General features: G+C 61.8%; 16 protein-coding genes. 5 read left to right on the forward strand and 11 right to left on the reverse strand.

Annotated elements, in window-relative coordinates; translation table 11 throughout:
* Positions 1-111: 111 nt before the first annotated feature.
* A complete protein-coding gene (locus O4H62_RS23910; protein ID WP_269391394.1) occupies positions 112-552 on the forward strand; it encodes a MarR family winged helix-turn-helix transcriptional regulator in 441 nt (146 codons plus the stop codon).
* Here O4H62_RS23910 and O4H62_RS23915 read toward each other — a convergent pair.
* Complete coding sequence (locus O4H62_RS23915) at positions 543-3,104, reverse strand: hypothetical protein (RefSeq protein WP_269391395.1); 2,562 nt, start codon at positions 3,102-3,104, stop codon at positions 543-545. The two genes, O4H62_RS23910 and O4H62_RS23915, sit on opposite strands and share 10 nt — an antisense overlap.
* Positions 3,105-3,252: 148 nt before the next feature.
* Here O4H62_RS23915 and O4H62_RS23920 point away from each other — a divergent pair, with 148 nt between their 5' ends.
* From O4H62_RS23920 to O4H62_RS23930, 3 genes are all read left to right on the forward strand, one after another.
* A complete protein-coding gene (locus tag O4H62_RS23920) occupies positions 3,253-4,212 on the forward strand; it encodes a hypothetical protein (RefSeq protein ID WP_269391396.1) in 960 nt (319 codons plus the stop codon).
* A gap of 226 nt (positions 4,213-4,438) precedes the next feature.
* Positions 4,439-4,756, forward strand: a complete 318-nt coding sequence (gene cutA, locus O4H62_RS23925; RefSeq protein WP_269391397.1) for a divalent-cation tolerance protein CutA — start codon at positions 4,439-4,441, stop codon at positions 4,754-4,756.
* Entirely contained in the window at positions 4,753-5,247 is a 495-nt protein-coding gene (locus O4H62_RS23930; RefSeq protein ID WP_269391398.1) for a hypothetical protein, read from the forward strand. Before cutA ends, O4H62_RS23930 begins: the two co-directional genes overlap by 4 nt.
* A 23-nt stretch (positions 5,248-5,270) precedes the next feature.
* Here the strand turns inward: O4H62_RS23930 and O4H62_RS23935 are convergent, their stop codons facing one another.
* The 10 genes from O4H62_RS23935 to O4H62_RS23980 form a co-directional block, all read right to left on the reverse strand.
* Positions 5,271-5,429 carry a hypothetical protein gene (locus tag O4H62_RS23935; RefSeq protein ID WP_430538515.1) on the reverse strand — a complete coding sequence of 53 codons (159 nt, stop codon included), beginning with the start codon at positions 5,427-5,429 and terminating at the stop codon, positions 5,271-5,273.
* A gap of 223 nt (positions 5,430-5,652) precedes the next feature.
* On the reverse strand, positions 5,653-7,887 hold the full coding sequence (locus tag O4H62_RS23940; RefSeq protein ID WP_269391399.1) for a hypothetical protein: 2,235 nt from the start codon (positions 7,885-7,887) through the stop codon (positions 5,653-5,655).
* Positions 7,888-7,924: 37 nt separating this feature from the next.
* A complete protein-coding gene (locus O4H62_RS23945) occupies positions 7,925-11,320 on the reverse strand; it encodes an FtsW/RodA/SpoVE family cell cycle protein (RefSeq protein WP_269391400.1) in 3,396 nt (1,131 codons plus the stop codon).
* Positions 11,317-14,157 (reverse strand): penicillin-binding transpeptidase domain-containing protein, encoded by a 2,841-nt coding sequence (locus tag O4H62_RS23950; protein WP_269391401.1) that lies wholly within the window; start codon positions 14,155-14,157, stop codon positions 11,317-11,319. Before O4H62_RS23950 ends, O4H62_RS23945 begins: the two co-directional genes overlap by 4 nt.
* 5 nt (positions 14,158-14,162) lie before the next feature.
* Positions 14,163-15,674 (reverse strand): hypothetical protein, encoded by a 1,512-nt coding sequence (locus O4H62_RS23955; RefSeq protein ID WP_269391402.1) that lies wholly within the window; start codon positions 15,672-15,674, stop codon positions 14,163-14,165.
* A 15-nt stretch (positions 15,675-15,689) separates the two neighbouring features.
* Positions 15,690-16,508, reverse strand: a complete 819-nt coding sequence (locus O4H62_RS23960) for a hypothetical protein (RefSeq protein ID WP_269391403.1) — start codon at positions 16,506-16,508, stop codon at positions 15,690-15,692.
* A 10-nt stretch (positions 16,509-16,518) separates the two neighbouring features.
* On the reverse strand, positions 16,519-19,743 hold the full coding sequence (locus O4H62_RS23965; protein WP_269391404.1) for a hypothetical protein: 3,225 nt from the start codon (positions 19,741-19,743) through the stop codon (positions 16,519-16,521).
* Between the two features lie 308 nt (positions 19,744-20,051).
* Positions 20,052-20,975, reverse strand: coding sequence for a hypothetical protein (locus O4H62_RS23970; protein WP_269391405.1), 924 nt, complete (start codon positions 20,973-20,975; stop codon positions 20,052-20,054).
* 246 nt (positions 20,976-21,221) lie between these two features.
* Positions 21,222-22,055, reverse strand: coding sequence for a shikimate dehydrogenase family protein (locus O4H62_RS23975; protein WP_269391406.1), 834 nt, complete (start codon positions 22,053-22,055; stop codon positions 21,222-21,224).
* Positions 22,056-22,115: 60 nt separating this feature from the next.
* Positions 22,116-23,153, reverse strand: coding sequence for a Gfo/Idh/MocA family protein (locus tag O4H62_RS23980; RefSeq protein ID WP_269391407.1), 1,038 nt, complete (start codon positions 23,151-23,153; stop codon positions 22,116-22,118).
* Positions 23,154-23,390: 237 nt separating this feature from the next.
* Here O4H62_RS23980 and O4H62_RS23985 point away from each other — a divergent pair, with 237 nt between their 5' ends.
* Positions 23,391-24,059 carry a GntR family transcriptional regulator gene (locus O4H62_RS23985; RefSeq protein ID WP_269391408.1) on the forward strand — a complete coding sequence of 223 codons (669 nt, stop codon included), beginning with the start codon at positions 23,391-23,393 and terminating at the stop codon, positions 24,057-24,059.
* Positions 24,060-24,177: the final 118 nt, after the last annotated feature.

Consider the following 24,177-nt stretch of genomic DNA (forward strand, 5'->3'; position numbering starts at 1 on the left):
AAATGTCCGCAAGGCAAATAGTATGTGTAATTATCATTTTGGGATAAGATGGCGCCGGGCGTGCCTGTGCCGAGGCCGCGTCCCGATGACATGCGAAGAAACGGAGAGACGATGACAGATGTATCGAGAATGCCCGGGCACCTGATCCGGCGGCTGCATCAGATCTCGACCCATGTCTTCATGACGCGCACCCGGGAGGCGGGCTTCGATCTTACGCCGGTGCAGTTTGCCGCCCTCGACACCATCCGCGAAAGCCCCGGAATCGACCAGGCGGGGCTTGCCGAGGCGGTTGCCAAGGACCGGGCCACCATCGGTGCAGTGGCCGACAGGCTGGAACAGAAGGGACTGGTCAGCCGGAAGGTGAATGCGCGCGACAAGCGGGCGCGAAAACTGGCGCTGACGGACGAGGGAGAAGCGCTGGTCGCGGCGCTCAGGCCGCTGGTGGAGCAGCTTCAGGCCGAGATCCTGCCGGGTCTCGACGAGGCAGAATACCGGCTGTTCGTCGAACTGGCCGCCAAGGCAGCCAAGGCCGCGGGCACGCCTCAGGCATAGAGAACCGAATCGTAGCCGTAGGTCTCGCTCAGCTTCTGGCCGAGGATGTGCTTGTGCTTGTGCTCGAAGGTGAGGAATTCGCTCAACGTCGTCGAGCTCTCGCGCGGCCAGAGCAGTTGCAGGCGACGGAGTTTCGTCGGCACCCTGATCCCCGCCGCTTCCGCACGCATAATGATGTCGGAAATGTCGTCCCAGGTCTTCTGCATTTCATGGGCTGCCGCGAACTCGATGATGGCGGCCTTCTTCTTCTCGTCGGTCGGGGTGTTCAACGAGGCGTTGTCAAGCTCGACCTGCGCCATCTTGCGCATGTTGACCGCGTTCGGCAGCAGCCAGGGTTCGATGTTCTGCATGTTCTCTGCAACGCTTCCGACCAGCTTCTCGTCGAAATTGCGCATGTCGAAATTGCAGCCGGATTCGGTCAGCAGGCCGCGCAGGAACTCCATCAGTTTCTTGGAGTCGTTGGGTAGAAGATCCGGATAATTCTTGTAGATGTCGGCAGCGATCCTGCTTCGGTAGTAGGCATTGCGGCCAAAGCGGGCGAGAAGGGATTCGTAATGCTGGCCGGCGACCTTGTCCCGCGCCAGGTCGGACTCGGTCAGGGTGGCGATCAGGTTTTCCAGCATTTCCTCGCTGGCGCCCTGCGGCTGCCAGCGTCCGCCGGCGGTGACGCCCGGGGCTGGACGCTTGGCGGTTTCGCCGAGCGCGCCATGGAATGCATCGAACACCTCACCGGCGTGCATAAGCTCCCCGGACAATTGCTTGAGCATGCCGCGCTCGATTGGCCTGGAACCGCCGTTGGGCTCGCACAGCGCCTCGAACAGCCCGGGTTCGCTGAAAGACAGCCACTCCCGGAACTCCTCGTCGCTGAGCCGGTCATCGATCAGATTGACCAGTTCCGCCAGTGCCGGCAAATCGTCACCGGCCGGGCTGAGATGGTTGATCCGGTAGATGCAGGTCTCGAGAACCGGGGTTCTCGCCAGCCGCATGATCAGGAATGCCGCGACGATCTGGTCTTCCAGCTGCGGCAGGGCGACGAATGCCTCGTCACGCCCAAGCAGGCTCAGAGCCCTGACAAGGATATTGCCGTCCCGCGCAACCCGGAAATCATCCTGGCCCGCCCAGAAATTCGGATTGATGGCATCCGCCAGCAGCCACGGCGCCGGATCGCGGGTGAACGCATCCCAGGCAAAGGCGCCCTCGGCGCTGCCCATTCCGTAATGAAGCGCCGAGTGGACCTTCAGCGGCGTGAAGTCGAACGGCGTATAGGGTGCTCCAACCCAGTCATGCTTCTTGCTCAGCGACGCCGGCAAGGATTCGAAATCGTGCGGTTCGGCCAGGGACGAGCGCTTGGCAGGCCGGTGCGCGTCGATTTCGGCAATCTTCTTGTGGCTGGTGGTGTAAACGCCGCGCAACAGCTGCAGACCGGTCGTGTTGGCCTTGAAGGCAATGATGCTGTCGGAGCTCAGATGCTGCCCGGCGCGCAGCTTGCGGCCCATGGTGTCGTAGAAAACCAGGTGGTCTCCGGCCGAAATCTCGTAGACGGAAAGCTTGACCTTCTCCCCGTTCTCGTTCGGCAGCACGTCGACAAAATAGTCAGGCGACGACAGTTCGAACCAGCGATGTTCCTGGGTGAGGATCTCGATGAGGTTCTGCCCGGCGTCTCCGACCTCGGCCTCGTCCCAGTCGCCGGTGCTGGCGAGCAGCTGACGGTAGGCTTCGACCAGATTGTCGCTGATCGACTGGAAGGTACCCGGATCGATATCGATGATATCGCTCCACTCGTTGGCGCGCTGGCGATGTGCCGAGACGTGAAGGAAATACAGGCCCTGCAGCAGGGGCCGGCTGCCCTCAATGGTCAGGACGGCGTTCTGTACCCGGTCGTTCTCGACCGAGGCCCGGGTGATGGCAGTCGCGTCGTCATCCCTTGCAACCAGTTCGGCTTCGGTGATGTCATAGCCCACCGGGAATATCTGCAGGGCGTCCTCGAGATGCGGGATCTCGAGCCGGAAGCTGGAGACGGCGACCACGTTGCCCATGCCATCGCCCTCGTGGGCACCCTCATGGACTGGCCAGGAAGTAAAATATCCTGCCCAGCCGATGGGGGCATTGGGCTTCTTGACATGATGAATGCGCTTGTCGGACCAGACGAAGCGGGCGTCCGGATTGTCGCCGGGCTCCTCGGGAAGCGCGATCACGACATTGCCGTAGCGGGCGTTGGGGACGAGGCCGTCCGTTTCGCGCGCCAGTTCGAAGGCCTTGAGCGGCCTTGCTGTCTGAGCGTCGTCAATCAGCAACTCGACCGAGTGGGTGCCGCGTGGCAGCCGAAGCGTCCTGAGGAAACTTTCCCCCGGACCGATCGAGAAAACGTCAACGACGATTCCCGAGCGATTGCCTTCCCGGAAGGCGTGCGGCTTGAGATGGCACAGGACGATTGCACCCTTGCGATGCTTGACCAGTTCCTCGCCCTTCGACGCAAAATATCCCAGAACCGCCTGGTCCTCGCCATCCCAGGCCAGCCAGACATTCTCGCAACCCCCACCCCGATAACCCATTCGACTCTTTCCTGTACTATTCAAATGGTTTATTGCTTTGTGGAACTTACAATGAAATTCAGCAAAAGGGAAAGCTGAATTGGCTGTTAATGATAACAACGAGATACATGTCGGGCTCACAGGACCTGTGAGGTCAGGTAAGACGAACTTGTTCGTCGACTTCGCAAAATGCGTCGAGTTGAACTTTCACGGGTTCCGGCAGCTGCACAATATCAAGATCGAGACCGACAGGGTAAACCGGAAACTACTTAGGAGTTACTATCGGAACCTGCCGGAGGCGACCGAGGGGGTCACCGACATCCGGTTTGATCTTGAACTGGATCTGCCGTCGGGCGACGGACTTCAGTCCGCCGCCACGCTTGATCACAGGCAATTCACCATTCACGTGCGGGACGCGCCGGGCGAAGCCGCGTTTCCAAGCAGCGACCTTTCGGGCAAGGCCAATCCGCACGCGGAAAAGGCCAAGGAGCTCGACGAATGGTTCTCAAAGGCCAAGGGGATTGTCCTGGTCATATCCGCCCTGAATGCCGGCACGGACAAGGGCTTCGAAGCACTGATCGACAAGGTGGAAGACTTTTTCGAGCGGGCCGGAAAGCCTGAATTCCAGAATCTTGAACGAGTGGCCATCGCCATCAGCATGTTCGACCTGTTGCTGCTGCGCTTTGGCAACCGGTCGCGGGATATCGCCACCGAGCCCGAGGCGGTGCTGGCGATCCTGCATGCGCACATGCGGCCAGCCTTTGACATCATCAAGGATTTCAGGCCGTTTCCCTCACAGGAGCGGGATATCGACCTGCGCTTCATCGCCACGTCGAGCTACGGCTTCCACCCGCAACTGGGCTGCGCCAACATCGACGCCAACGCCGAAATACTGGATCCGGGCAATTCCCGGTTCCCGGTTCCGTTGACGCCGGACAATGTCCGCTATCCCTACATGACCGCCGATCCCTTCATCTTCGCAGCACTCGGGCTCGACAGTCCGTTCCTGTTCACGCGGGACGAGATCCTCAGCGGGATCCTGAAGGAACGGGAACCGGTCGTCGTCGCGCCGCCCGCTGCCAGTCCGGCGTCGCCGGCGGCTGAAAACGCCGACAGCACCCAGGTCTGATCTCGGGCTGCCTGATCTCGGGCCTCCTGAGTTCAGGGTGAAACATGCCCAGTTCGGGGAAATATATCATCGCAGGGAAACGGTCGATCTCATTCTTTAGGTGCGTTCCGAATTCGATATTAATCTGCTCGTCCTAAATTCTAAATCTGAGCCACATTTCGGTTGTCTACAACGCCCTGCGTCACTACGTTAGACGGTGAAATGTCAACAGAATAAAGAGGCTAGTATGGCGACGATGGTCGGAACCACTGTATCTTCAATGGAAGAAGCACGAAAAATCGCGGCAGCGTGTGTCGAAGCAAAACTGGCAGCATGTGCGCATATAGACGAAATAAATAGCATGTTTTTTTGGGACGGTAAGGTCCAGGATGAGAAGGAATTCCGAGTTTTCCTGAAGACAACGGAATCATCGTACGATGAGATCGCAAAAATCATATTGCAACATCATAGCTACGAGGAACCCGCCATTTTTTGTATACCTATTACCCATGGGAGTGTAACATATTTAAAGTGGATCGATGACAATTCAACTCCAGTGAAATGATATTCGACTTAAAAATCATTGAGATCGCGGCACAAGTCGCAACAATTTTCGCCTTATTCTTGGCAATAATTGGCTTTTTCAAGGAAAGAAGAATCCGAAAAGAGCTTCAATATAGAGCCAAGGTGTTGGTCTGGTCTGACATTGCGAAGATTCGAGGATTAATGACAGACCTCGAAAAACCGTGCGATGAGGGTTTTGATTACGGTAAGCATCAAGCGGTTGGCAAGCTGACATCAATGTATAGGGATAAGATCAGGCAGGTCTATGAGCTTTCGCCGAACGTTACGCCGAACGACATACAGTTGTGGCGAAAGTCTGGAAAAATTGCCTCGGACTGGCAAGAGGGATGTTTCTGGGAGGTATTTCCACAGGGCAATCTGGACAGCGTGGCTACATACAACAAATTTTCCGCGGTTGATGAATTACCAGAGACGCACTCGATGGCTGCAAAGCCAGTAGAAGCGAATAGGTCTAGTAGCGAACCGCTCTAACGGGGTTTTGAGTCGACCGTGATCTACGCGATTTTGGCGGTTTGATTGATGATCGATGTGGCCCAGATTTGGAGCCAAAGAAGCCTGATCCATTTGAGGATGAGACGGAAGTTGTATCCGATGGCAGCGAGGATCGGGTTGATGGCGTCGTCTTGTTCGTGGGCGAGGTAATTGCGGTCCATTCACGCTGGTTTCTTGCAAAAACGAATACTCCAGTTGCCTCAATCAGTCAGTCAATTCATAGGCTTGTGAATTCTTGACGGACGACTCCTGATCTCCGGGGAGCGATTGGCCGGGATATCCGCGCCGGGGCTTGCCATGCCATGAAATGCCGACGGTGCCCGGTGAAATCCGACCGGACGCCGCGCTTGTGTTGCCGGTTGCCGCGCCCCGAGGCGCGATGCCTCAGATCTCGCGCCTGAAATTCGGTCTGACCACCACCGGACGGCGGCGGCGCGGCCGCTGCGCCGGATTTTCCTCGGTCTGATCGAATGCCTCGGCCCCTGAAACAGCCACTCCCGGCTGGGCCGCGATCGTCTTTCCGGCCTGCCTGTCTTCGCCGACAATGCGGGCAGCGGTTTCGCCTGGGACAGTGGCGGTATCGCGACTGTCACCAGCGATGCCGGCGTCGACGGCGGCGATTTCCGGTTCAGGCTGCGCATTCCTGTTCTCGACGGCTTCATTGTGCTTTCGGATCCGGCGCCCGACTTCCGCCAGACCCTGTTCCGATATCAGAATTCCACGGCTGGTTTTCCTGGCCAGCTGCTTGCGGAACAGGTTGTCGACGATCAGCCGCATCTGGCTGCGCATTTCGTGGGAATAGTCCTCGTCATAGAGCAGCGGCAACAGATAGCCCTGCTTGTCGAACACGGCGTTGAGGATCACGTTCTTGGCCGCGAGCACGGAATCCGGATCGTCGGATTTTGCATCGAGATCAAGGTCGGCCGTGTCGAAATCATCCTTGCGGCGCGAAGCCTTGGCCACGACATTGGCATCCCAGAACAGTTTTGCCAGCAGCAGCGACAGCTCCTGCAGCAGCGCCAGCAGTGCCGGGAAGTAATCCCGGGCCGATGCCGTTCCATTGAACAGCGCCTCGACCTTACCGATGGCCTTGCTGATCGCGTCCTGCGAGGGATTGATGCGATCGTAGAGACTGGCGAGATCCTCGCGGTAGGGGCCGCCCTCAAGGCCCCGCTGCTCGGCTGCGACAAGGCAGGTCTCCAGCACTTCCGCGCGCATCTGGTCATAGGCCCGGGTGATCGGCTTGAGCCGCTCGGAGCCGGACACATCCAGCATTTCCGTCCGCAGGTTGTCGATGATCTGCTTGCGGCGGTCGGTTTCATCGCAGGCCTGGCCAAAGGCGGCCTGGTCGGTTTCCAGCGTTTCGATCTGCCGGAACACGGCCATCAGCGGCTGCGGCTCGCAGGCGGGAAGGTCGGAAACGGACTTGAGATCGGACAAGACCTCGGTGACCACCTGGCAATAGCTGGCGGTCTGCTCGAAGCTGGTCTGGGATGGCGTGTCGATGAACGCGTTGACGCTTTGCAGGAATCCGTCGGCATCGAGGGTGTAGCCCGATGCAACGTCCTGGCTGAGCTGGGTCGTGGCGGACTCCAGCTCGGCGGTGATCTTGACCAGATCCGACTGCAGCGCGGCCTGCTGCTGATTTGCGTTGAGCAACTGGGTGCGCGCGGATTTGTATTCCTTGTCCGCATCCGCAAGCTCGGCCCGGGTTTCGGCAAGCTTTTCTCCCAGCGCCTTGTAACAGGTCCCGGCAAGCCCGCCGCCGGTGCCGGCGCGGCGACGGCGATTGCAGGCCGGGTCGCTCACCAGTTGACCGGCAAGCCCGTCGGCCAGAAGAACGGCCTTGTCATTCGGGGCCACACCGGGTTCGCCTTCCTCTTCCTTCAGCGCGGTTTCGAGTTTGCCGACCAGGTCGGCGGTGGCGGCCACGCGGGCCTGCTTTGCGGCAGCCTGCTGCTCGAGATTGCCGATCTGGGCCGCAAGTTTGGTCAGATCCCGCTCGACTTCGCTTTGCCGGGTTGTCAACTGGGCCTGGCGGTTGCGCAGCTCGACCTTCTTGGCCTCGATCAGCGTCTGCAGTTCGGAGGCGATTTCCTTCTTCCTGTCGCGGTCGCGCAGCTCATCGGTCAGCGCTCCCATTCTGGCCGAATAGTCCTTCAGCGCTTCGTCGCCCAGCAATGCGGTCCTCTTGTCGGAATACCGGTCGTTCATTTCCTGGCTGATTTCATGGGCGTATAGCCCCATCTGCCGCAAATTGGTCTCGGCATTGGCAAGGTCGGAGCCGCCAACGCTAAGGAACTGCTGATGGTAGGAGGCGAAGGAGGAAATCCAGCAGATCGCCACGGCGACGAGATAGAACGGCATCACCAGGGCAACCTGTGTCAGCCGGTTGGAGGATATGCCGTCGCCCAGAACAAGCGAGGTGAAGGCCAGGAAGCCGACAGCAAGCGCGGTAATGCCGACCCAGGCATAGGTCTCGGTCATGAAAATGCGCGCGCCACCACTGGTCGCGTAAGCAGTCATGAAGAAGGCTACCGCGGCGAAGACAATAATAAATGCCTGCTTCAACCGTGTCGTACTTAGGACGGCATTTCCGTCATTGGGCTTCTTGTCCATCTCAACGCCTGCTCCCTTGACTCAAACACTAACGGCATCAACCCCGGCGTCGTGGCGGTATACGAATTGTTAACACGGGTGCTTTCATTCCTGCAAGGCGAGTTGCCACGAGGAGCACCAGCGACGCCGGGATTGCCATGAAAAGATGATGACTTGTACCTGCCGACAGCCAGGTCATCGGCTGCCCCATGACGGGCAGCAGCCCGAATGCGTTCGACCACGCCAGGATCCACTGCATCAGGAACAGCATGCCTGCGCCAAGCGCAATGCACGCCAGCGCCTGGTCCGCGCCGGTCTCGACCGGATCCCGCGACCGCTTGGCCTGGAGCTTCAGATAGAGCCCGATGACGAAGAAGATGAAACAGGCCTGAAGGGCGATCAGCAGCGTGGCTGCGGCATTGCCATGGCGGGTTGCGATATAGGTCGCGGCAAAGTCGCTCTGCACCACAGGCACGCAATGCGGCCTGACCGGCCCCTTCAGGGTCGAGGGCGTGCACCGGAGCGTTTCGGCCTGCTGCGCCTCGTCCGGGCAGGAAATCCCCAGGCTCCTGGAAATTCCGTCGCCAAGCCATCCAACCGCGTAACCGATATTGTAGGGCGCCGCGGTCAGCTCTGTGCTGAGCCCGCATGGCGCATTGGCCAGCGTCGCGCGCGAACGCAGGACGTGGAAGTTCATATCCCTGAGAACGAGCTGCCGCGGCTCCTCGTAGCCGCCGGTGCGGCCAAAGCGCAGATCGGCCCAGCTCATCAGCCGCTCCACCGGCAGCCGGCGTCCTTCGCCCAGAACCTTTTCCAACTCGGTGATCTGCTTGTCGGGTCCGTCGAACCAGGACCAGTCCTGCACCCCGAGCCCGGCCTTCGCCGGCACGTCCCTGAGCGCCACAGCCATGACCAGGGCGATGAGCGGCGCGGCAATTGCCACGCGCGCAAGCGTCCAGTTCACGCGGTTCCGCATCGCAACGGCGAATGCAATGGTGCCGAGACATGCCACCGCGATTGCCAGGATCACCATCTCGTTGCGCATGAGCGCCCAGGTGCCCATCAGCGCCAGCGGCAGGCCGAGCAGCAGGATGAACACGGCACGTGGGACGGCCATTGTCCTGACGAGCAGGACAAGGACCAGCATCAGGGCCACACCTGCCGCAATCGTATACTCGACCTTCCCCATCACCAGATCGATGATCATCCGGCCCTGGTCGGTTGAAAGCAGCGGCGCGAGAATAATGGCCGCGAACAGCAGCAGCAGCAGCAGGAACTGGCTTGAACTCAGGCGGAAATCCTGGATGGAAGGGACATAGGACAGCGGGATCCGCCTGATGTCCCTCAGGTCGTCGAACTCTTCCTCCCGGATCCGCCAGCCGATTGCCATCACCCCGACGACCGCGGTGATCCCGGTCGCCGAGCTGATGATGATCAATGGCGAGTAATCGGACTTCACGGCCGGCACGAACAGCAGGGCCGTGATGAACAGGACCGATAGAACAACCCCGATAAGTGTTATCCCGAACCAGGCCTGCGCGAGCAGGCGGGCGCGGATCAGCCATTGGGCCAGCATCGCCCCCAGAAGCACGACGATGGCGAATTTTCCCGCCTCGACCGGCTGGATCGAGCCACCCAGACCTGTCTGGTTGCCAAGAAAGAACCAGGCCGCGAACAATGCAAACACGATGGCGAGCAGCCACATGGTGGGAGAAAAGAAGGACGGACGGCCGGCAAAATCATTGCCGATCCTGAGCTTCAGCGCCGTCGGAGACACGATGGTCAGCGCCATGACGAACAGCGGCAGGATGTCGAGCACGACCAGCTTGTGCTTGATGAAGAAGCGTTCCCAGTCGGTGTTGGGTCCTTCCGCGCTGAGACTGAACATGGAGATCGAGCTCAATGCGATGATGGCGGTCAGGACGAGCCAGAAGACGGAGAGGCTGGCGCCGCCGGAGCGGTCAAGCGTGACGACGATCGTCGCGCAGACCCACAGGGCGCCCATTGCATAAAACAGCCATCGAGAGGCATCCGGAATCTCGGTGACCATCCGCGCGATCGCGACCAGATCGGGAAGAAGCGCGAGGGTGAGCACGAAACCGCCGGCGAGAACCAGGAACGCCGCCCGCACGATGCTGCCGTTGGAACGCCAGATCGTGGCGCCGGGAACCGCCAGCACGATCAGCAGGGACAGGCAGATCGCGGCTCCCCTGGCCAGTATCTCGGCGCTGACAAGGCCTTCCGGGCTGGCCACGAACAGCCGGTCGAGGGTCGAGGGCAGCTGCAGCTTGGCAACCTCGATGCTCGCTCCGTCCGGCAGCGCGTTGGGCGAACTGTCGAGCGGCGGCGGGCAATCTTCCGCGGAAGCGGTTTCCACATCGCTTTCGGACGACTGGGCGCACACGCTCTGGTCAAACAGCGCCGCCCGGCGGTTGGGCTGAATGTGGACTTCCCAGCCACCCTGCTGCAGCGGGGCCGCATCGATCGAGTAACGGGTCTTGCCGGCGGTGAAATGCGTGACCGGCGGATAATCAAGTGGCGCGGTGGAGGCAACCGGCACCTCGATGCCGGTGCGGCCATAGTTCTGGCGTATCCGCTTGCCATCCAGCCAGGTCTCGAAGCTGACCGGGACCAGTTGGGCGTCGCGGTAGATCGACACGAACAGACGGTCGTCCGAGAGGTTCTTGCGGACGATGAATTCGAGCTCCGGGTTGGCGCGCGGCATGGCCACCAGGGCGTAGCTGTGCATCGTGCAATCGACCTCGCCGCCCAGCACGGCAATCGTCGCCCGGCCTTTTCTCCGCAGCAGATCGCTGAGCCCGATCGGCTCGAGCAAGCTGGACAGCTTGCCCACGACATAGGTGCTGAGCCTGTTGGCCTGCGAGACCACACGGCTTGCCGTTCCCTGCTCGTAGCAGGCCCCGGCCGGCTCGCCGTTGACGAGGATCTCCGCGCCGTCCTCATAGACCACGGCGGTCGAGGTGTTGCCGGCCCAGTCTTCGACGGCGAATTCGATCCCGCCGTCATCGGCCACTGCGATCTTGACGAATTGCGAACCGGCGGAAAGCAGCGTGTAGGCGCCTTTTCCCCGGGAGATCTCGTAGCGCTCGCTCGACCCCTCTTCGGTCTTGCCGCCGAATTCGACATTGAGATCGCGAAGTTCCGCCACCCGGCTGATCAGCAGCCGGCCGTTTTCAGATGCGCGCAGCCGGACATGCTGCAACTCCGCCGAGCGGGCGCCGGCCGGCTGAAGCAGTTCGGCCCGCCCGAGCACGACTTCCTCGCCTTTCGGGATCGTCAGCTTCAGATCCTTGAGCGAACTGAAATGCGGCGCGTGCTCTGCGGCGGTTTGAAGGGCAAACATCCACCAGACGATCACCACCATTGTTGCAAGCCCGAGGGCGAGGCGCATCAGAATGGCGAGGACCGAAGTGATGGAGCGGACGAGTTTCATTTGCCCGCCTCGTACAGGGCGAGGAGGAAATCCCGGACGATGGGCCCGCAGACCGAACCGCCGTAGCTTGGAGAAAACGCCACCCGGCAGGCAAACGCAATCCGCTGATCAAAGCCGGGCAGACCGGCCTGGGGCTCGACATACCCGACCAGCCAGGAAGCGTATCGTCCGTCCGGCGGGGAATTCGCATGGCCAAACACCGGCGCGGTTCCGGTTTTTGCGAAAATCGCATTCCGCAGTTCCTCGGGAATCTTGGCAAAGGCGCTGCGCGAGGTCCCGCCCTGCTTGCGGATGACGGCGCCCATGCCATCGCGTATTTCCCGCAAGAGCTGGTCCGCCAGCGCCTGCTTATCCGGCGGCGCAACCAGCAGCGGCTCGCCTTCCAGCGGATCATCCGTCGGGCCGCGTTCTGCCCGCGGCACGAGGTGGGGCCTGACAATCCGGCCCGACGCCACGGAGGCTGCGACCGACGCCATTGCCAGCGGGCTGGCACTGACACTGAGGCCGATGCCGCCGCGCGCCAGTCTCAGCCGTCGCGGTTCACCGGGAGGCACCGGCAACCCGGCTTCAACGATCACAGGGCTGGCCCGGCCGCGCCCGGTCGCCGGATAATTCACATCCAGGATATCAAGCGCGCTCTTGCGTTCGACCGCCTCGGGACTGCGAGCGGCAGGGAAAAACCTTTCGGCCTCTTTGGCCAGCAGGAGATCGGGGACAAGACGGGTGTGCTCGAACCCGGTTTCCGGATCCACCAGCTTGTCCGCATCGAGATACATGGCGATGCCGGCGAAATAGAGGTTCGAGGACCGCTTGATCGCCTCGCACATGCCGCTGCGCTTGGTCTTGGTGTCGCCACATCCACTTTCGACCCCGGTTTCCTCTATGTGGCTGATGCCGCTGCGCACGCCGGCGGAAGAGGCCGAGTTGCCCATGCAGAAGACAATGCCGCCGCGCGCACCGGGGATTGGCAGGGCATTGAGCTTTTTCGGATCGCGCTCCTCGTAGTCGGGCTTGCAACGTCCGTTGAAGGAGGGGCGGGTGGCGACGATGCCGAACAGATCGGCAATTTCGGAGGGGCTCGCCGTCCCGAGCAGGACGCTCTCCAGCGCCTTGTCGCCGCTGTCGATGACATACTGGCTTGCCGCCAGCGCAGTGATCAGCTTGAACGACGAGCCGGGCGTGCCGCGAAGGTCATAGTTGCGCCAGGCATAGGCCGCCAGCGGGCTCTTGGACGCCGCCGTCAGCTCCAGCGTCTCGATGTCCCAGGAGGACATCCCGGTTCGCGGCTGCGGCAGGCTGGCTACGGCAAGCACATTGCCGGCATCCTCGCCGTCCGCATCGAGAATGACGAGATCGGCCCGCCGGCTGCATCGCTCCTCGTCGCCGGGGCACTTGTAGTTCTCGGCCAGCGCCGCAAGCGCTTTCTCCTGGTAGTCCGGGATGATGGTCAGGGACGGATTTTCGCCCGCATCGGTTCGGGTCAGGGCCGCGGCAACCGATCCGGAATCCCCGGTCCCCAGCCCCAGCAAGGGCGCGAGACCCATCTCGAAAGCGTTCTGCGTCAGCGCGCCTTGCGAATCGAGAACCGGCAGGTCACCCAAGGCCAGGCCGGTCAGGGGCTCGGACTGCCGCTCGACCCTCTGGTTGCCGGGAACGTTCCAGTCAAGATCGCAGCCCGTATCAGGGCGGCCCCTCGCGGATCCGCCAACTTCAAAACCTGCGAGGTTGCAGGCAACCCGGATGCGTCCGAAACCGAGCGAGACTTTCTCGTCAGCGGCTTCCGGCGCGCCTTTCTCGCGACTGGCGATATAGCGCCGGAGCCCGCGGTCGATCCTGATCGAGGGTTCGATGACCAGCTCGAGATCAACCACCCGTCCCTTCGGCTCGGTCAGAGTGATCAGCGAGCCGGTCGGCCGGCCGCGGGGACTTTCGCCCTCGCAGCGCACCCGGTGGCCCGTCCCGCGGGAATCGTCGGCGCAGTAGATTGCCAGCGATGCCAGCTGTGCCTGCCCTGCAAGCTGGCGCACGTCCTGCGGCCCCGTGGCAGGATCGATTTTCAGAGGCGAGCCGTTGACCGAGATCGAACGCACCGCTCCGATTGTGCGAATGCTGACCGGCATCTCGCCGAACGCCATGGTGGTCCTGAACCGGTATTCGCCGGATTCGCCGGTCTGGGTGTCGATGACCGGCGTGATGACTTTCCAGTCGCCGAAGAAACTGTCGGTCTCGCTGGCCAGGAAGGCATAGTCGAACTGGGAAATCGTCGCCGTGGTGATCGACTGGACCGCCCTGCCGTCAGTTGCAATCGTCGCATCCCACTTGTTGGGCAGGCAGCGCGGCGGCACGAACAGCCGGGCCGTGCTGATGCCGTCGGCGCAGGCCACGCCCTCGTCGGATTTCCGCGCATTGCCGGCTTCACGGTTGTCCGAGACCGAGACGATCCGGTAGCTCTGGTTGAAATTGGCGACTTCCTGGCGAATCCGTTCGCCCTGGGCCGACTCGCAGAGTTCGCGGACATATTTACGGCCGGCTTCGCCCGCCGGACCGGAGACCAGCGTCACGGTCTCGGGCGAGCGCATCGCCAGAGTGTTGCAGGGTGCATGCCCCAGCGCGACCGACACCCCGTCCCGGATCGGCCAGATCGCACCGCCATCGACCAGGAAGTCGAAGGTCGTCGCATCGAAGGCCAGGGCGCTGGGGATCTCGACCCGTTCCATCCAGATCCGGTTGACCCTGAAGGTGTCGACGAAAAAGTAGGCGCCCAGATAGAGAAGACCGGCAATCAGCGACAGCACGGCAATCTGAAAATAGCGCACGCCGATCAGCCTGGTTCTCATCGGCCTCAGCCTCCCTCGTAGGGGGTGAGGACCAGCGGACCGACAACCTGCCGCGTCTGCCCCGGCTCAAACCGGGAAATCGGCATGCCGGAACATTTTTCAGCGTAGGCTTCTCCCAGCGACAGCACGGTGTCGCCGAAGGAAATGCGGCCGCACTGGTCCAGCCAGTCGAGGTGATAGCCACTGAACGACTGGAACGTGTCGGAGAAGATCACCTTTTCCGGCGTGTCCGGCAGCTCCAGGTAGCCGAACGGCTTGCCGTCGGCGCGGCCGACCTCGATGATGTTGTTTTCGATGGTCCGGCATTTCAGCCCGACGCTTCCGGGCGTCTTGAACGGCGCGCCGGTCTGGCCCCATTCATAGACATACTGCTCTTCGTTCTCGCAGTCCCAGACAAGCGAAACACGTGCAACCTGCAGCGCATAGGCGGTCAGGATGTTGTCGCGGTCGAGATCGATCCACAAACGGTCGACGTCACGATGGGAGAAATCCTTGAGATCGAACAGCAGCGAGCTGATGGCGGCATTGCAGCTGTTGGTCGGCGTCCAGTGCAGTCGCGACCTGCGCGAGTCCACACAGATTTCCAGCCGTCCGGGAACCTGGGCGGTGCCGACGAAATCTATTTTCCAGGCGATATCGCAATAATCGTCGGTGCACGGCACCCGCGTCGGCACGGGCTCGTTGCCATGGCTGCGGCAGAAGGAAAGCCTGGCGTCGACACCGCGGGCCCGGGGCTCCTCGTGAACCGGCGCAAGAACCGCATCCTTGTTGATGAACATGAAGGGCGACTGCACTTCCTCGTCCGACCCGAGATCGATGCCTGCGTGAAGAAGGCCCTCGCCAATGCCGATCACGAGGCCGCCCTGCCCCTTGTAGAGACCGGCCGGACGGCCATCGAGCAGTTCCGGTTCGTTGTACTGGTCCCGCCTGGTGGGGTCGGGGAAATAGCGGATCCAGCCGATCGGCCGTTCGCCGCGGCGGGGCACGAAGATGCCCTGGCCGAGATACATGTTGAGCTGATTGGCCGGCAGCGCCGGGTTGACCATGCAGTCGACCCTGACGCCGATGGTCGGATCGAAATAGCCTTTCAAGGTCGACCCCAGGCTTTCCGAAATCCGCTCCTCGAGCCCCCTTTCGGACGCGGTGTCACACACCCCGCCGGGTCCCGAGACAAAGGTAAGATGCTGGAAGGCGACCTCGACCACTTCACTGCCGTTGGCCGTTCCAATGATCAGCGTGTCGGTGATGTTGTAGAGGACCTCGTCGACCGAACCGCGCGAGACCTGGAACCAGCCGGCGCGCTTGCCGGGATCGGGGTTTCCGCCAACCACCCAGGGGAAATCGCGTGCGGCCTTGCTGCCCTTCTTGAACAGCCAGCCGAGCAGGCCGGACTTCGGAATGGCAAAGACATTGCGGCGCCAGAATGCCTGGTTGTCGCGCAGATCCAGCTTGACCGGAATCATGATGACCGGACGGTCGGACTCATCGCTGAAACGGACTGGATTACCAAGAGACATGAAAAAGTCCGCGCCTCACCATGATCGATCAAGGATCAGTATTCGGGGGCTCTTGCGGCCGTTCGGCCCGCTCCATCCGGGACGCTCGCAATCGATCACCAGTTCCTCTCCTCCCTGCGGATTGGCAAAGCGCGAATTCACCCCAAGCGCCGCGGTGCGGATGCGCGGGATATCCCGGAGCTTTTCGCTGTCGTCGGTGGTGAAAACGCAATTCTTGACGCTTTCCACCGTAAGCGGCCGCGGCGCGATGACCTTGACCTGCCGGCGCTTGAGCAGATCGAGAACGGCATGGGCGGCAAGGCTGTAGGCATCGGTCTCCTCGCGATCGGGGAAATAGGCCTCCATGCGGCGCCAGAAGCACACGAGCTTGTCCATGTCGCCATTTGCAAGCGCGGGGACGGGATCGATGCGCTCGGCGGCAAGGCCCTCGATCAGGTCAACCACCCGCTTGTGGGTACGGCTCACTTCTTCGACGCTGTCACTGGAGGCAAAATGCGGCGGCTCGACCGAAGCCAGCGCCTTGTGCGCGGCCAGCAGCAGAGGTTCCCGCGGCGCCTCGGCGCCCGAGGCCGGCATCGCGCCTGCAACCCCGGCCTTTTCGTTGCGCAGCCGCTCCTGCCAGTCTTCGGGAAGCCGGCCATTGGTGGTCCAGCCGGTGATGTTGGCGATCTCGTTGCGCAGTTTGCCGTTCTCGCGCCGGATCGAAGCCAGCTGGGCTTCGCTCTGGCGCAGCCGCCGGACCAGCCAGACTGCCGCGACCACGGCGGCGATCAGCAACAGGGTGATTATCACTTGTGCAATTGCGGATGTGAACTCGATACCAATCACCGCCATCTTGCGCCCTCTAGGTTCCCGCCAAGCGACTTCGTGGCTGCCGGACGATAATGTCGCCGACCGTGAACTCTACATCGGAATTCCGGCGCTTCCAGGAAATCTCGACATGCTGATCCTGGCCGCCGGCGAGCCCGCCCGGCTTGACCTGGGACTGGTCGACAACGACCTTCTGGCCGAAAATGCCGAACAGGCGGACGATCTCGTCGCGGGTGATGTCGTTCTCGCTGCCGACATCGTCCAGTCCCGGCAGAACGCGGCTGAGCCAGCGATTGGGAAGGAAGCGCACGCTCTTGTTGCCTTCGGAGCGCGACCGCGTGTCGAGATACTCGATTTCCGAGACGACCCCGCGTCCGTCGTCATGCAGAACCAGCGCATAGGAATGATCGGCGCCGTCGGTGATCTCCAGTCCGGAGGTGGCCAGGCGCGCGGCGCCGTAGACCGTGGCGTTCTTCATGTCGTCCGGGCTGAACGGCCGCATGGGGGCAGCGTCGCGCGGCTGGCCGAGCAGTTGCGCGGTGCGCCCGATGCCGGTGAAAATCGAAGGCCAGAGGCTGGCGCGACCGGTGATGGCCCATTGCGGATCCCTCAGACCCAGCCGCCGCGCTTCCCTGATCAGCATGGCGGGCACAGCATAACCCAGGGTTCTGGCGACCGTTTGCGGATTGCTTCGCGATGGATTGGCGATCGATTCGCCGGCATCGAGCAGGTCCGGCGAAATCTCGATCCACACCGCCTGTCCGCCCGTCGAGGCGGTCCTGACGCGCAAGTGAACCTTGTCATTGGAACCGGGAATGGCGGTGTCGCGCTCACTCAACGGCTGGCCGGGCGAGGCGCTGCGGAGAATGTCGTTCAATTCGACCGCAAACGAGCTGCCATCGCCCTCTTCAGCCCAGTCGTACTCGCCCTCGGAGCCCGCATTCTTCATCAGCGTTTCGGAAAGCGCCCGCTTGGCTTCCTGGACCCGCGGCAGCAGGACGGTCTTGAGGGCCTCGTCGCGCAGGAAACGGTGGTCGAGTTCGAGATCCTCGAAAACCGGTTCGGTCGACGTAAACAGCTCGCGCAGGTTCTGGATCAGAATGGCCAGCAGCGCCTCATCCAGGTTCGCCCCGCCGATGGTAGCGCCGAAATGCGCAAAGACCTTCCAGCTTTCGATGCTGTCGTGCCGCATCTTCACTTCGATCAGGCTGGCGTCGACGGTGCTGGCGCCAATGTCGATGCAGGCGAAAACCTCCGTCTGCTCGCGGCGGCCCTGCGAACGGGAAATGCCAAAATAGGCGGCGGCGAGTGCTTCCGGGATCAGTTTGGGCTCGCGGGCCGAGCGGGGATCCTGGGTTCCGGTCAGGCCCTGGGCAAAGGCCCGGGCGGCGTTCTTGTAGAGATCGCGCTTGTGATGGGCGATGCCGCTTGGATGGGTGACGACCACCTGGACATCGCTGTCGGCGGACTCGAGCCACTGGTCAAACCGTTCATCGCCGGTTTCGCTCACGATCGGGCCATCGAGCTGGTCATGCGCATAAAACAGCGAATTGGGGATCATGTAGGATCCAAGCTCGTGAAACGCATCCCTGGTCAGGGCCACCAGATTGATCTCGCGGGTCGCCTGCAGGCCATTGGCCGTGCGTTCGATGACGGATTGCTTGATGCGGTGCTTGAAGCCGGGCTCCGAGTTCATCAGCATGCGCTTGAGGTCTGGGATGACGAGCGTCTGGAGTTCGAGATAGGCGGAGCTTTCACTGTCCGTGATGAAGTCGCGATCGACCGGGATCGAAATGTCATAGGTCCGGCCAAACAGGGCCATCCGCTTCTCGGCCGCCTGCAGCTTGGTGCCGACATAGGAGAGATTGCCGTAGGAGAGCGGCGCCTTGCGCGAGCGCACGTGCCTGGCCGGGTTCAGGCCGATGGTGGACGGAATGAGGACATTCTGCCAGCGCTTCTTGTTCGGATCATACTCGGAATGGGCGCCGGCGAGACTGTAGGCGTAGGAGCCGAGCGGGATCAGCTGGCGGGCCAGGTTCCGCTCGACCCGGCCGAACCAGGCGGCAATCGCCGAGGCGCCATAGTCGAGGCAGATCAGGAACTTGGGGTCGCGCTGGCGCAGCACGATGTCGACCGCAACCATGCCATATTTGTGCTCGAACAGATCGTCCTCGGCCACCAGCGACATGCCGGCCCGGATTTTCAGCCGCCTGGCTTCAAACCGGATGAACAGCTGGTAACGGTCGGTGTCGCCGGTCTCGTCCAGCGTGGTGTTGTGGAACGGGATCAGGATCTTGCCGCCATTGGCCTGATCGACCTCGATGTCCTGCACCAGCTTGAAGTCATCGCGGCTGGTGAGCGCCATTTTCTCGCCTTCCGGCAAGATGTGGGCGTGGGCGACGACATCCCAGCTGTCGTCGAGACAGACCACGTCGAACTCGATGGTATCGCCAAGCTCGAACTGGACGCCGCCGCCGGAGATCGGCACCGAAAATTCCAGCGGGAAGCGCTCGGCAAAGGGCGCTTCGCCACGGGTCATGTTGGGCACGGCCGAGGCGTCACGGTATTTCAGCGCCAGGATCTCGCCCTGCCTCAACTGCAGATCAAAATCATAGGTACCGGAAAGCGGCGCCTGGGTTTCCTCACTGAAGACGCAGCTCCAGTCGAATTGCATCTGCAGGCTGTCGGCGCCTTCGGCGACGTCGAAGATCTCGTTGATCGAGACGATGCAGGGAACGGACACCTCGTCGCCGGCGCGCAGTTCGCAGGCGATCCCGGCGGTGGAGCGCGTGACAACCGGGCCCAGCGTGAAGTTCGCCGAAACGTCCCTGATCTCGTCGTCGACGCGACAGCTCAGGCGGCCCGACACCAGCGCGCTGGTGGGCGCGCCTCCATATTCCAGCCGGGTGACGGGCTGTCTGATGTTGAGGGTGAAGAGATCGACCTCGTTGCGCTCCTGCCTTTCGACCCGGCTCAACTCCGGAATCGACAGCTGCCGGGTCTGCACCAGCGGCGGCTGCCATTTCAGCGTCTGCAGGCGCAGGCTGGCAAGTTCGACCTTGAGATTTTGCGACTGCCCATCGGCGCGTTTGGTCTGCAGCGTGATCGAGAGCGTGAAATGGTCGCGGGATGCGTCGGCTATCTCGTCTTCGGTCGGCTCGCGCGCGCACTCAAGAACCAGATCAATATTCTTTGCCTTGCCCAGCTCATACTGAAGCAGTGTCTCGCCAGTCCCCGCATTGCGCAGGGTGGCGTTCAACCATGGAGCTTCTTCTATGTATCCGGCAACAGAAATCTTCAGTGTTTCGTCGGCCAGCAAAGATGAATTGGAAATCGTAACTATACGAGAGAACCTTCCAAGATCACAGATCACGGAACAATTCTCTGCGCGCAGCAGCGTCTTCTTTGGGTTACTTAGATCCCAATTCAACATTAAAGACCCAACGCTAGTACATACCCGATACGAACCCGAACGATATAGTTTATGAATCGTTAGCGCAACAGCCTGAGGTCCAATGGCTGGCGCTAAAGTAAATGATTAAAATGCAACATAATTCTTTGAAATTATTATGAAAGCCACTTCAATGGGATGGGTTCGCTGCCGATCTTGCGGTCAAGGCTGTCGGACGATCCGGAAGTATGCTTAACGCCACTTTCGGAGCGAAGATTTTCTTCACTCCTGATGATTGCAATCCTGAGCGCATGCAAGTCCGGGGCTTCGATCGCGCTGCCGCGGTGGCCTGGGAAATAGCTGACCGCGCCCGGGGTCAATTGCGGATCCAGCCCGAGATTGAGGATGAACTGATCGGACTCGCCGGGGCGCAGCGGAAATTTTCGCGGCAGCGAGGAAATGACATCGAGATCGGCTGCGATCAGGGCCGCAGGCCTCTGCTTCTCCTCTTCCGCAACCATCCGGGACACCGTCCAGCCGACACGCCGGGTGATGGCCTGGAAGGCGGATCCGAGCTGGATCTGGCGGCGCTGGCTCAGATTGTCGAACCAGTTGACGTCCCGCGCCTCGAATGCCGGCAGCTCGACCGGCCGCATCTGCGGCACGCTCGGCTGATCGAAGACGAACGGCTGGGCGACGAGCGCCTGCTCGCACCAGGAAAACAGTCCCGGCGGGATCTCGTGCCAATCGTGCACATCCGGCAGAAGCAACGTGCGGGACAGGAGAAACTGCCGCCCGCCCTCGCCCTCGCCGGCCTCGGCACGGTAGCGCATCCGCATGATGGCCAGACCCTCGCCGACCGCCTTGACGATCAAGGCGCCACGTCCGGCGAATTCCGGATCGATCATGCTCGACGTGAGATTTGCATTTCCCAGGAAACTGGCCGGAATGAAGCGCAAGGGATCGGCGATGCCCGGGGTGACGGAACTGACGCCGTAAAGGGCGCTTTCGTGCAGCGGCCCGTCGATCGTGCGCACGGGCTTGCCGTAACAGACTTCCTCAAATCTTAAAGCTCTTGCTTCGCCAGGAACAGTTTCCACAAGATCCTCCCTTCGCAGAACTTCAAAACGAACATACTACGAATTTACAAAGCCGATCTGGAGAAAGACTGTATCGACATGCAGGCGGAAATCAACGGTGGAGCGCAAACACCGGCCTGCTCACCCGGCGACGGCCGTGACCGCCGGGACCGGCGGCAAAGCCGGTCGTCCATCTGAACGCGAGGCGGAAAGGCGTCCCGCTCAGACGGCGTCGCCGCGCGGCATGTCGCAACACCAGCTTCAGGACTAGTAGGTCAGCCTCGAAATGCCCCGCAGTTCATCCGAAGTCGCGGCGGGAAACCCGAAGAACTCGAGATAGGCCGGGATCTGTTCGTAGAGCATGTCGGCGCCGATCTGGGTCATGCAGCCGCGCGCGCGCGCTGCCGCCAGGAAGGGCGTCTCGGCCTGCTTCATCACCACCTCGCCGACAAAGGCCGCCGGATCGATGCGGGAGACGTCGACCGGCATCGGGTCGCCGGCATTCATGCCGAGCGGCGTGGCGTTGACGACAACGTCCCAGCCGGCTGGGTTATTGGAGCCCGTGCGGATGACAAGGTCCGGGCAATGACGCCGCAATCTCTCGGCCAGTTCATCGGCGACCTGGCTTCGGGTGTCGAAAAGCCCGATCTCGGCAACGCCTGCCTGCGCCAGCGAGGCGGCGATGCCGGATCCCACGCCGCCGGCGCCGACGACGAGCGCCCTGCTGCCCGCCACGTCGCGACCCTTGCGCCGCATGCCACGGACGAACCCCTCGCCGTCGAACATGTCGCCGACGAGCAGACCGTCGGCATCCTTCCTGACCGCATTGCAGGAGCCGGAGATCAGCACCGCGGGATTGGCCTTGTCGAGCAGCGCCACGGTGGCGATCTTGTGCGGCATCGTCACCAGCGCGCCATCGATGTTGCGCAGCCGGAACAGCAGCGGCAGGAAGGCCGCGTAATCCTCGGTTTCACAACCCATCGGCACGACCCTGGCGTCAATGCCCTTGGATTCGAACCAGGGATTGTAGATCAGCGGCGCGCGGAAGGATTCGGTCGGAACACCCAAATGCGCGATCAGCCTGGTTGTGCCTGATATCATGGTGTCCTCATCGGTGGCCGCGGCCATCGGGCCACGACGCTGCATCCGGCAAATGATGTTTCACGGCAGGGTCACCGTCTGGCCCGACAGCGCAGAGCGCTGAACGGCATCTATGACCTCAAGGGTTTTCAATCCTTCCCGGGCCGAAACAAGGGGCGGCTCCTCGCCCCGGATCACGCGGGCGAACTGGGCGATCTGGCGCGCGAGCGGGTCCTCGTGGCTGACCGGGTACCGGGTCGCCGAGATCGGCTCCCACCAGCTTCGTGCATTCGGATTGGTCCAGATCTTGGCGTTGGGCAGCTCGATCGAACCGTGTGTGCCGCCAATGAAGTAACAGGACTGGCCGGTGGGCGGATAGGCCGGGTTTTCCGCGGCGGTCAGTTCCCAGCTCCACGGCGAGACGATCGTGTCCGACAGGCTGAAAGTGCCGAGGGCACCGTTGTCAAACCGGAAGACGAGTGCTGCGGTTTCCTCCACCTCGTTGCCGCGCACCGCGCTGGATACGAGCGCCTGAACGGAGACGATTTCTCCGACGAGGTGACGCAGCAGATCGACATCGTGGATCAGGTTGAGGAAGATCGGGCCGCCACCGGGCTGGCGCCGCCATCCGGTGTCGAAATAGTCGTCCGGCTTCATCAGCCAGAACATGCCGTGCGCCGCGACCAGCGTTCCGAGCGCGCCGCCTTCGATGCGCGCCTTGGCTGCGGCGATCAGCGGATTGTGACGGCGGTGATGGCCGACGAGCAGCGGGACGCCCGCGGCCTCTCCGGCAACGACAAGATCACGGCCGGCGTGCAGATCGGTCGCCAGCGGCTTTTCGATCAGCGCCGGAACCCCTGCCGCAACACATTCGAGACCGTTTTCGACATGAACCTGGTTCGGGGTGGCCAGCACGATGCCGTCAGGCTTGCTGGCGGCCAGCAGGCCGGAAAGCGACCGGTACCAGTCTATGCCGGCGGACCGGGCATGATCGCCCGCGGCGTCGGAAGGATCGACGATCGAGTGCAACTCAGTGCCGGGCGTCGCGGCGATGGCATCGATATGCCGCCTGCCGATAAGGCCCGCCCCGGCCACCGCGATCCGCACTGTTCCGGTCACCGCTGAGCCCCGCGGATAGACGCGCTCGCGCCAGCCGTGATCCGCCTTGCAGCTTGCGCGGCTTTGCCGGGTTGCATCATGATGCGGGAACGATGAAACACTGTCTCTTTTCCACGTGCGGTGTGAAAGGATGGCAAGCGGATCAGGTTTCGATTGCCCCTGATTTTAAATTGCCTATATTGTTCGTTATGTCCTACATTCTCTCCTGCAGTCAAGACAAACCCCGGAGGTGACAGCGTGATAGAAGCGGCAGATCACGACACGATCGGCGACAGCGCCTACCGCAATATCAGGAACGACATCATATTCGGCCAATTGCGGCCGAGCGAGAAACTGCGGCTTGAGCCTCTGCGCAAGCGCTACAATGTCAGCGTCACCACGCTGCGGGAGATCCTCAACCGCTTGACCTCGGACGGGCTTGTCGTTGCCGAGGGGCAGAAGGGCTTCGAGGTCGCCAGCGTCTCGGATGCCAATCTGTGGGAAGTCGCGGAGTTGCGGCTGCTGGTCGAGGGGCATGCCATTGCCCGGTCGTTCGACCAAGGCGATCTCGACTGGGAAGCGCAGGTGGTGGCCGCACACCACAAGCTGCACCACTTCGAAGGCCGGATGATTTCCGGCGACATGAGTGCGCGGGAAGACTGGAAACGGGCGGACTGGGGGTTTCACCGGGCGTTGATCACCGGCTGCGGTTCGAAGACGCTGATGGACCTGCATGGGCAACTCTTCGACAAGTATCTGCGCTATCAGATCCTAACCCTGGCATTCCGTGGGCAGCCAGGCGCCGACGAACATGCCGAGCTGCTGGAGGCGGCCTTCGCGCGGGACGTCAAGCGGGCCACGGACATTCTGAGCAAGCACATCCTGGGCGGTGTCGAATTCATCATCAAGTCACGCAAGGAGGACTAGTCAGGAGCATCGTTCAATCCTGCAAAATCGATAATATCCTACGAAACCGATTATGTATGTTGAAATAACCCGTACTTTGTGACAGGTTTTTGTCAAATCCGTCAGGGCGAGACGCCAG

Source organism: Parahoeflea alexandrii (genome assembly GCF_027214025.1).
Taxonomy (GTDB): domain Bacteria; phylum Pseudomonadota; class Alphaproteobacteria; order Rhizobiales; family Rhizobiaceae; genus Hoeflea; species Hoeflea alexandrii_A.

Coding starts and splice junctions, on each gene's coding strand:
- O4H62_RS23915 (WP_269391395.1), bottom strand. CDS start 3,104: ATGGGTTATCGGGGTGGGGGTTGCGAGAATGTCTGGCTGGCCTGGGAT.
- O4H62_RS23955 (WP_269391402.1), bottom strand. CDS start 15,674: ATGTCTCTTGGTAATCCAGTCCGTTTCAGCGATGAGTCCGACCGTCCG.
- O4H62_RS23910 (WP_269391394.1), top strand. CDS start 112: ATGACAGATGTATCGAGAATGCCCGGGCACCTGATCCGGCGGCTGCAT.
- O4H62_RS23975 (WP_269391406.1), bottom strand. CDS start 22,055: ATGATATCAGGCACAACCAGGCTGATCGCGCATTTGGGTGTTCCGACC.
- O4H62_RS23935 (WP_430538515.1), bottom strand. CDS start 5,429: ATGGACCGCAATTACCTCGCCCACGAACAAGACGACGCCATCAACCCG.
- O4H62_RS23950 (WP_269391401.1), bottom strand. CDS start 14,157: ATGAGAACCAGGCTGATCGGCGTGCGCTATTTTCAGATTGCCGTGCTG.
- O4H62_RS23930 (WP_269391398.1), top strand. CDS start 4,753: ATGATATTCGACTTAAAAATCATTGAGATCGCGGCACAAGTCGCAACA.
- O4H62_RS23940 (WP_269391399.1), bottom strand. CDS start 7,887: ATGGACAAGAAGCCCAATGACGGAAATGCCGTCCTAAGTACGACACGG.
- O4H62_RS23945 (WP_269391400.1), bottom strand. CDS start 11,320: ATGAAACTCGTCCGCTCCATCACTTCGGTCCTCGCCATTCTGATGCGC.
- cutA (WP_269391397.1), top strand. CDS start 4,439: ATGGCGACGATGGTCGGAACCACTGTATCTTCAATGGAAGAAGCACGA.
- O4H62_RS23960 (WP_269391403.1), bottom strand. CDS start 16,508: ATGGCGGTGATTGGTATCGAGTTCACATCCGCAATTGCACAAGTGATA.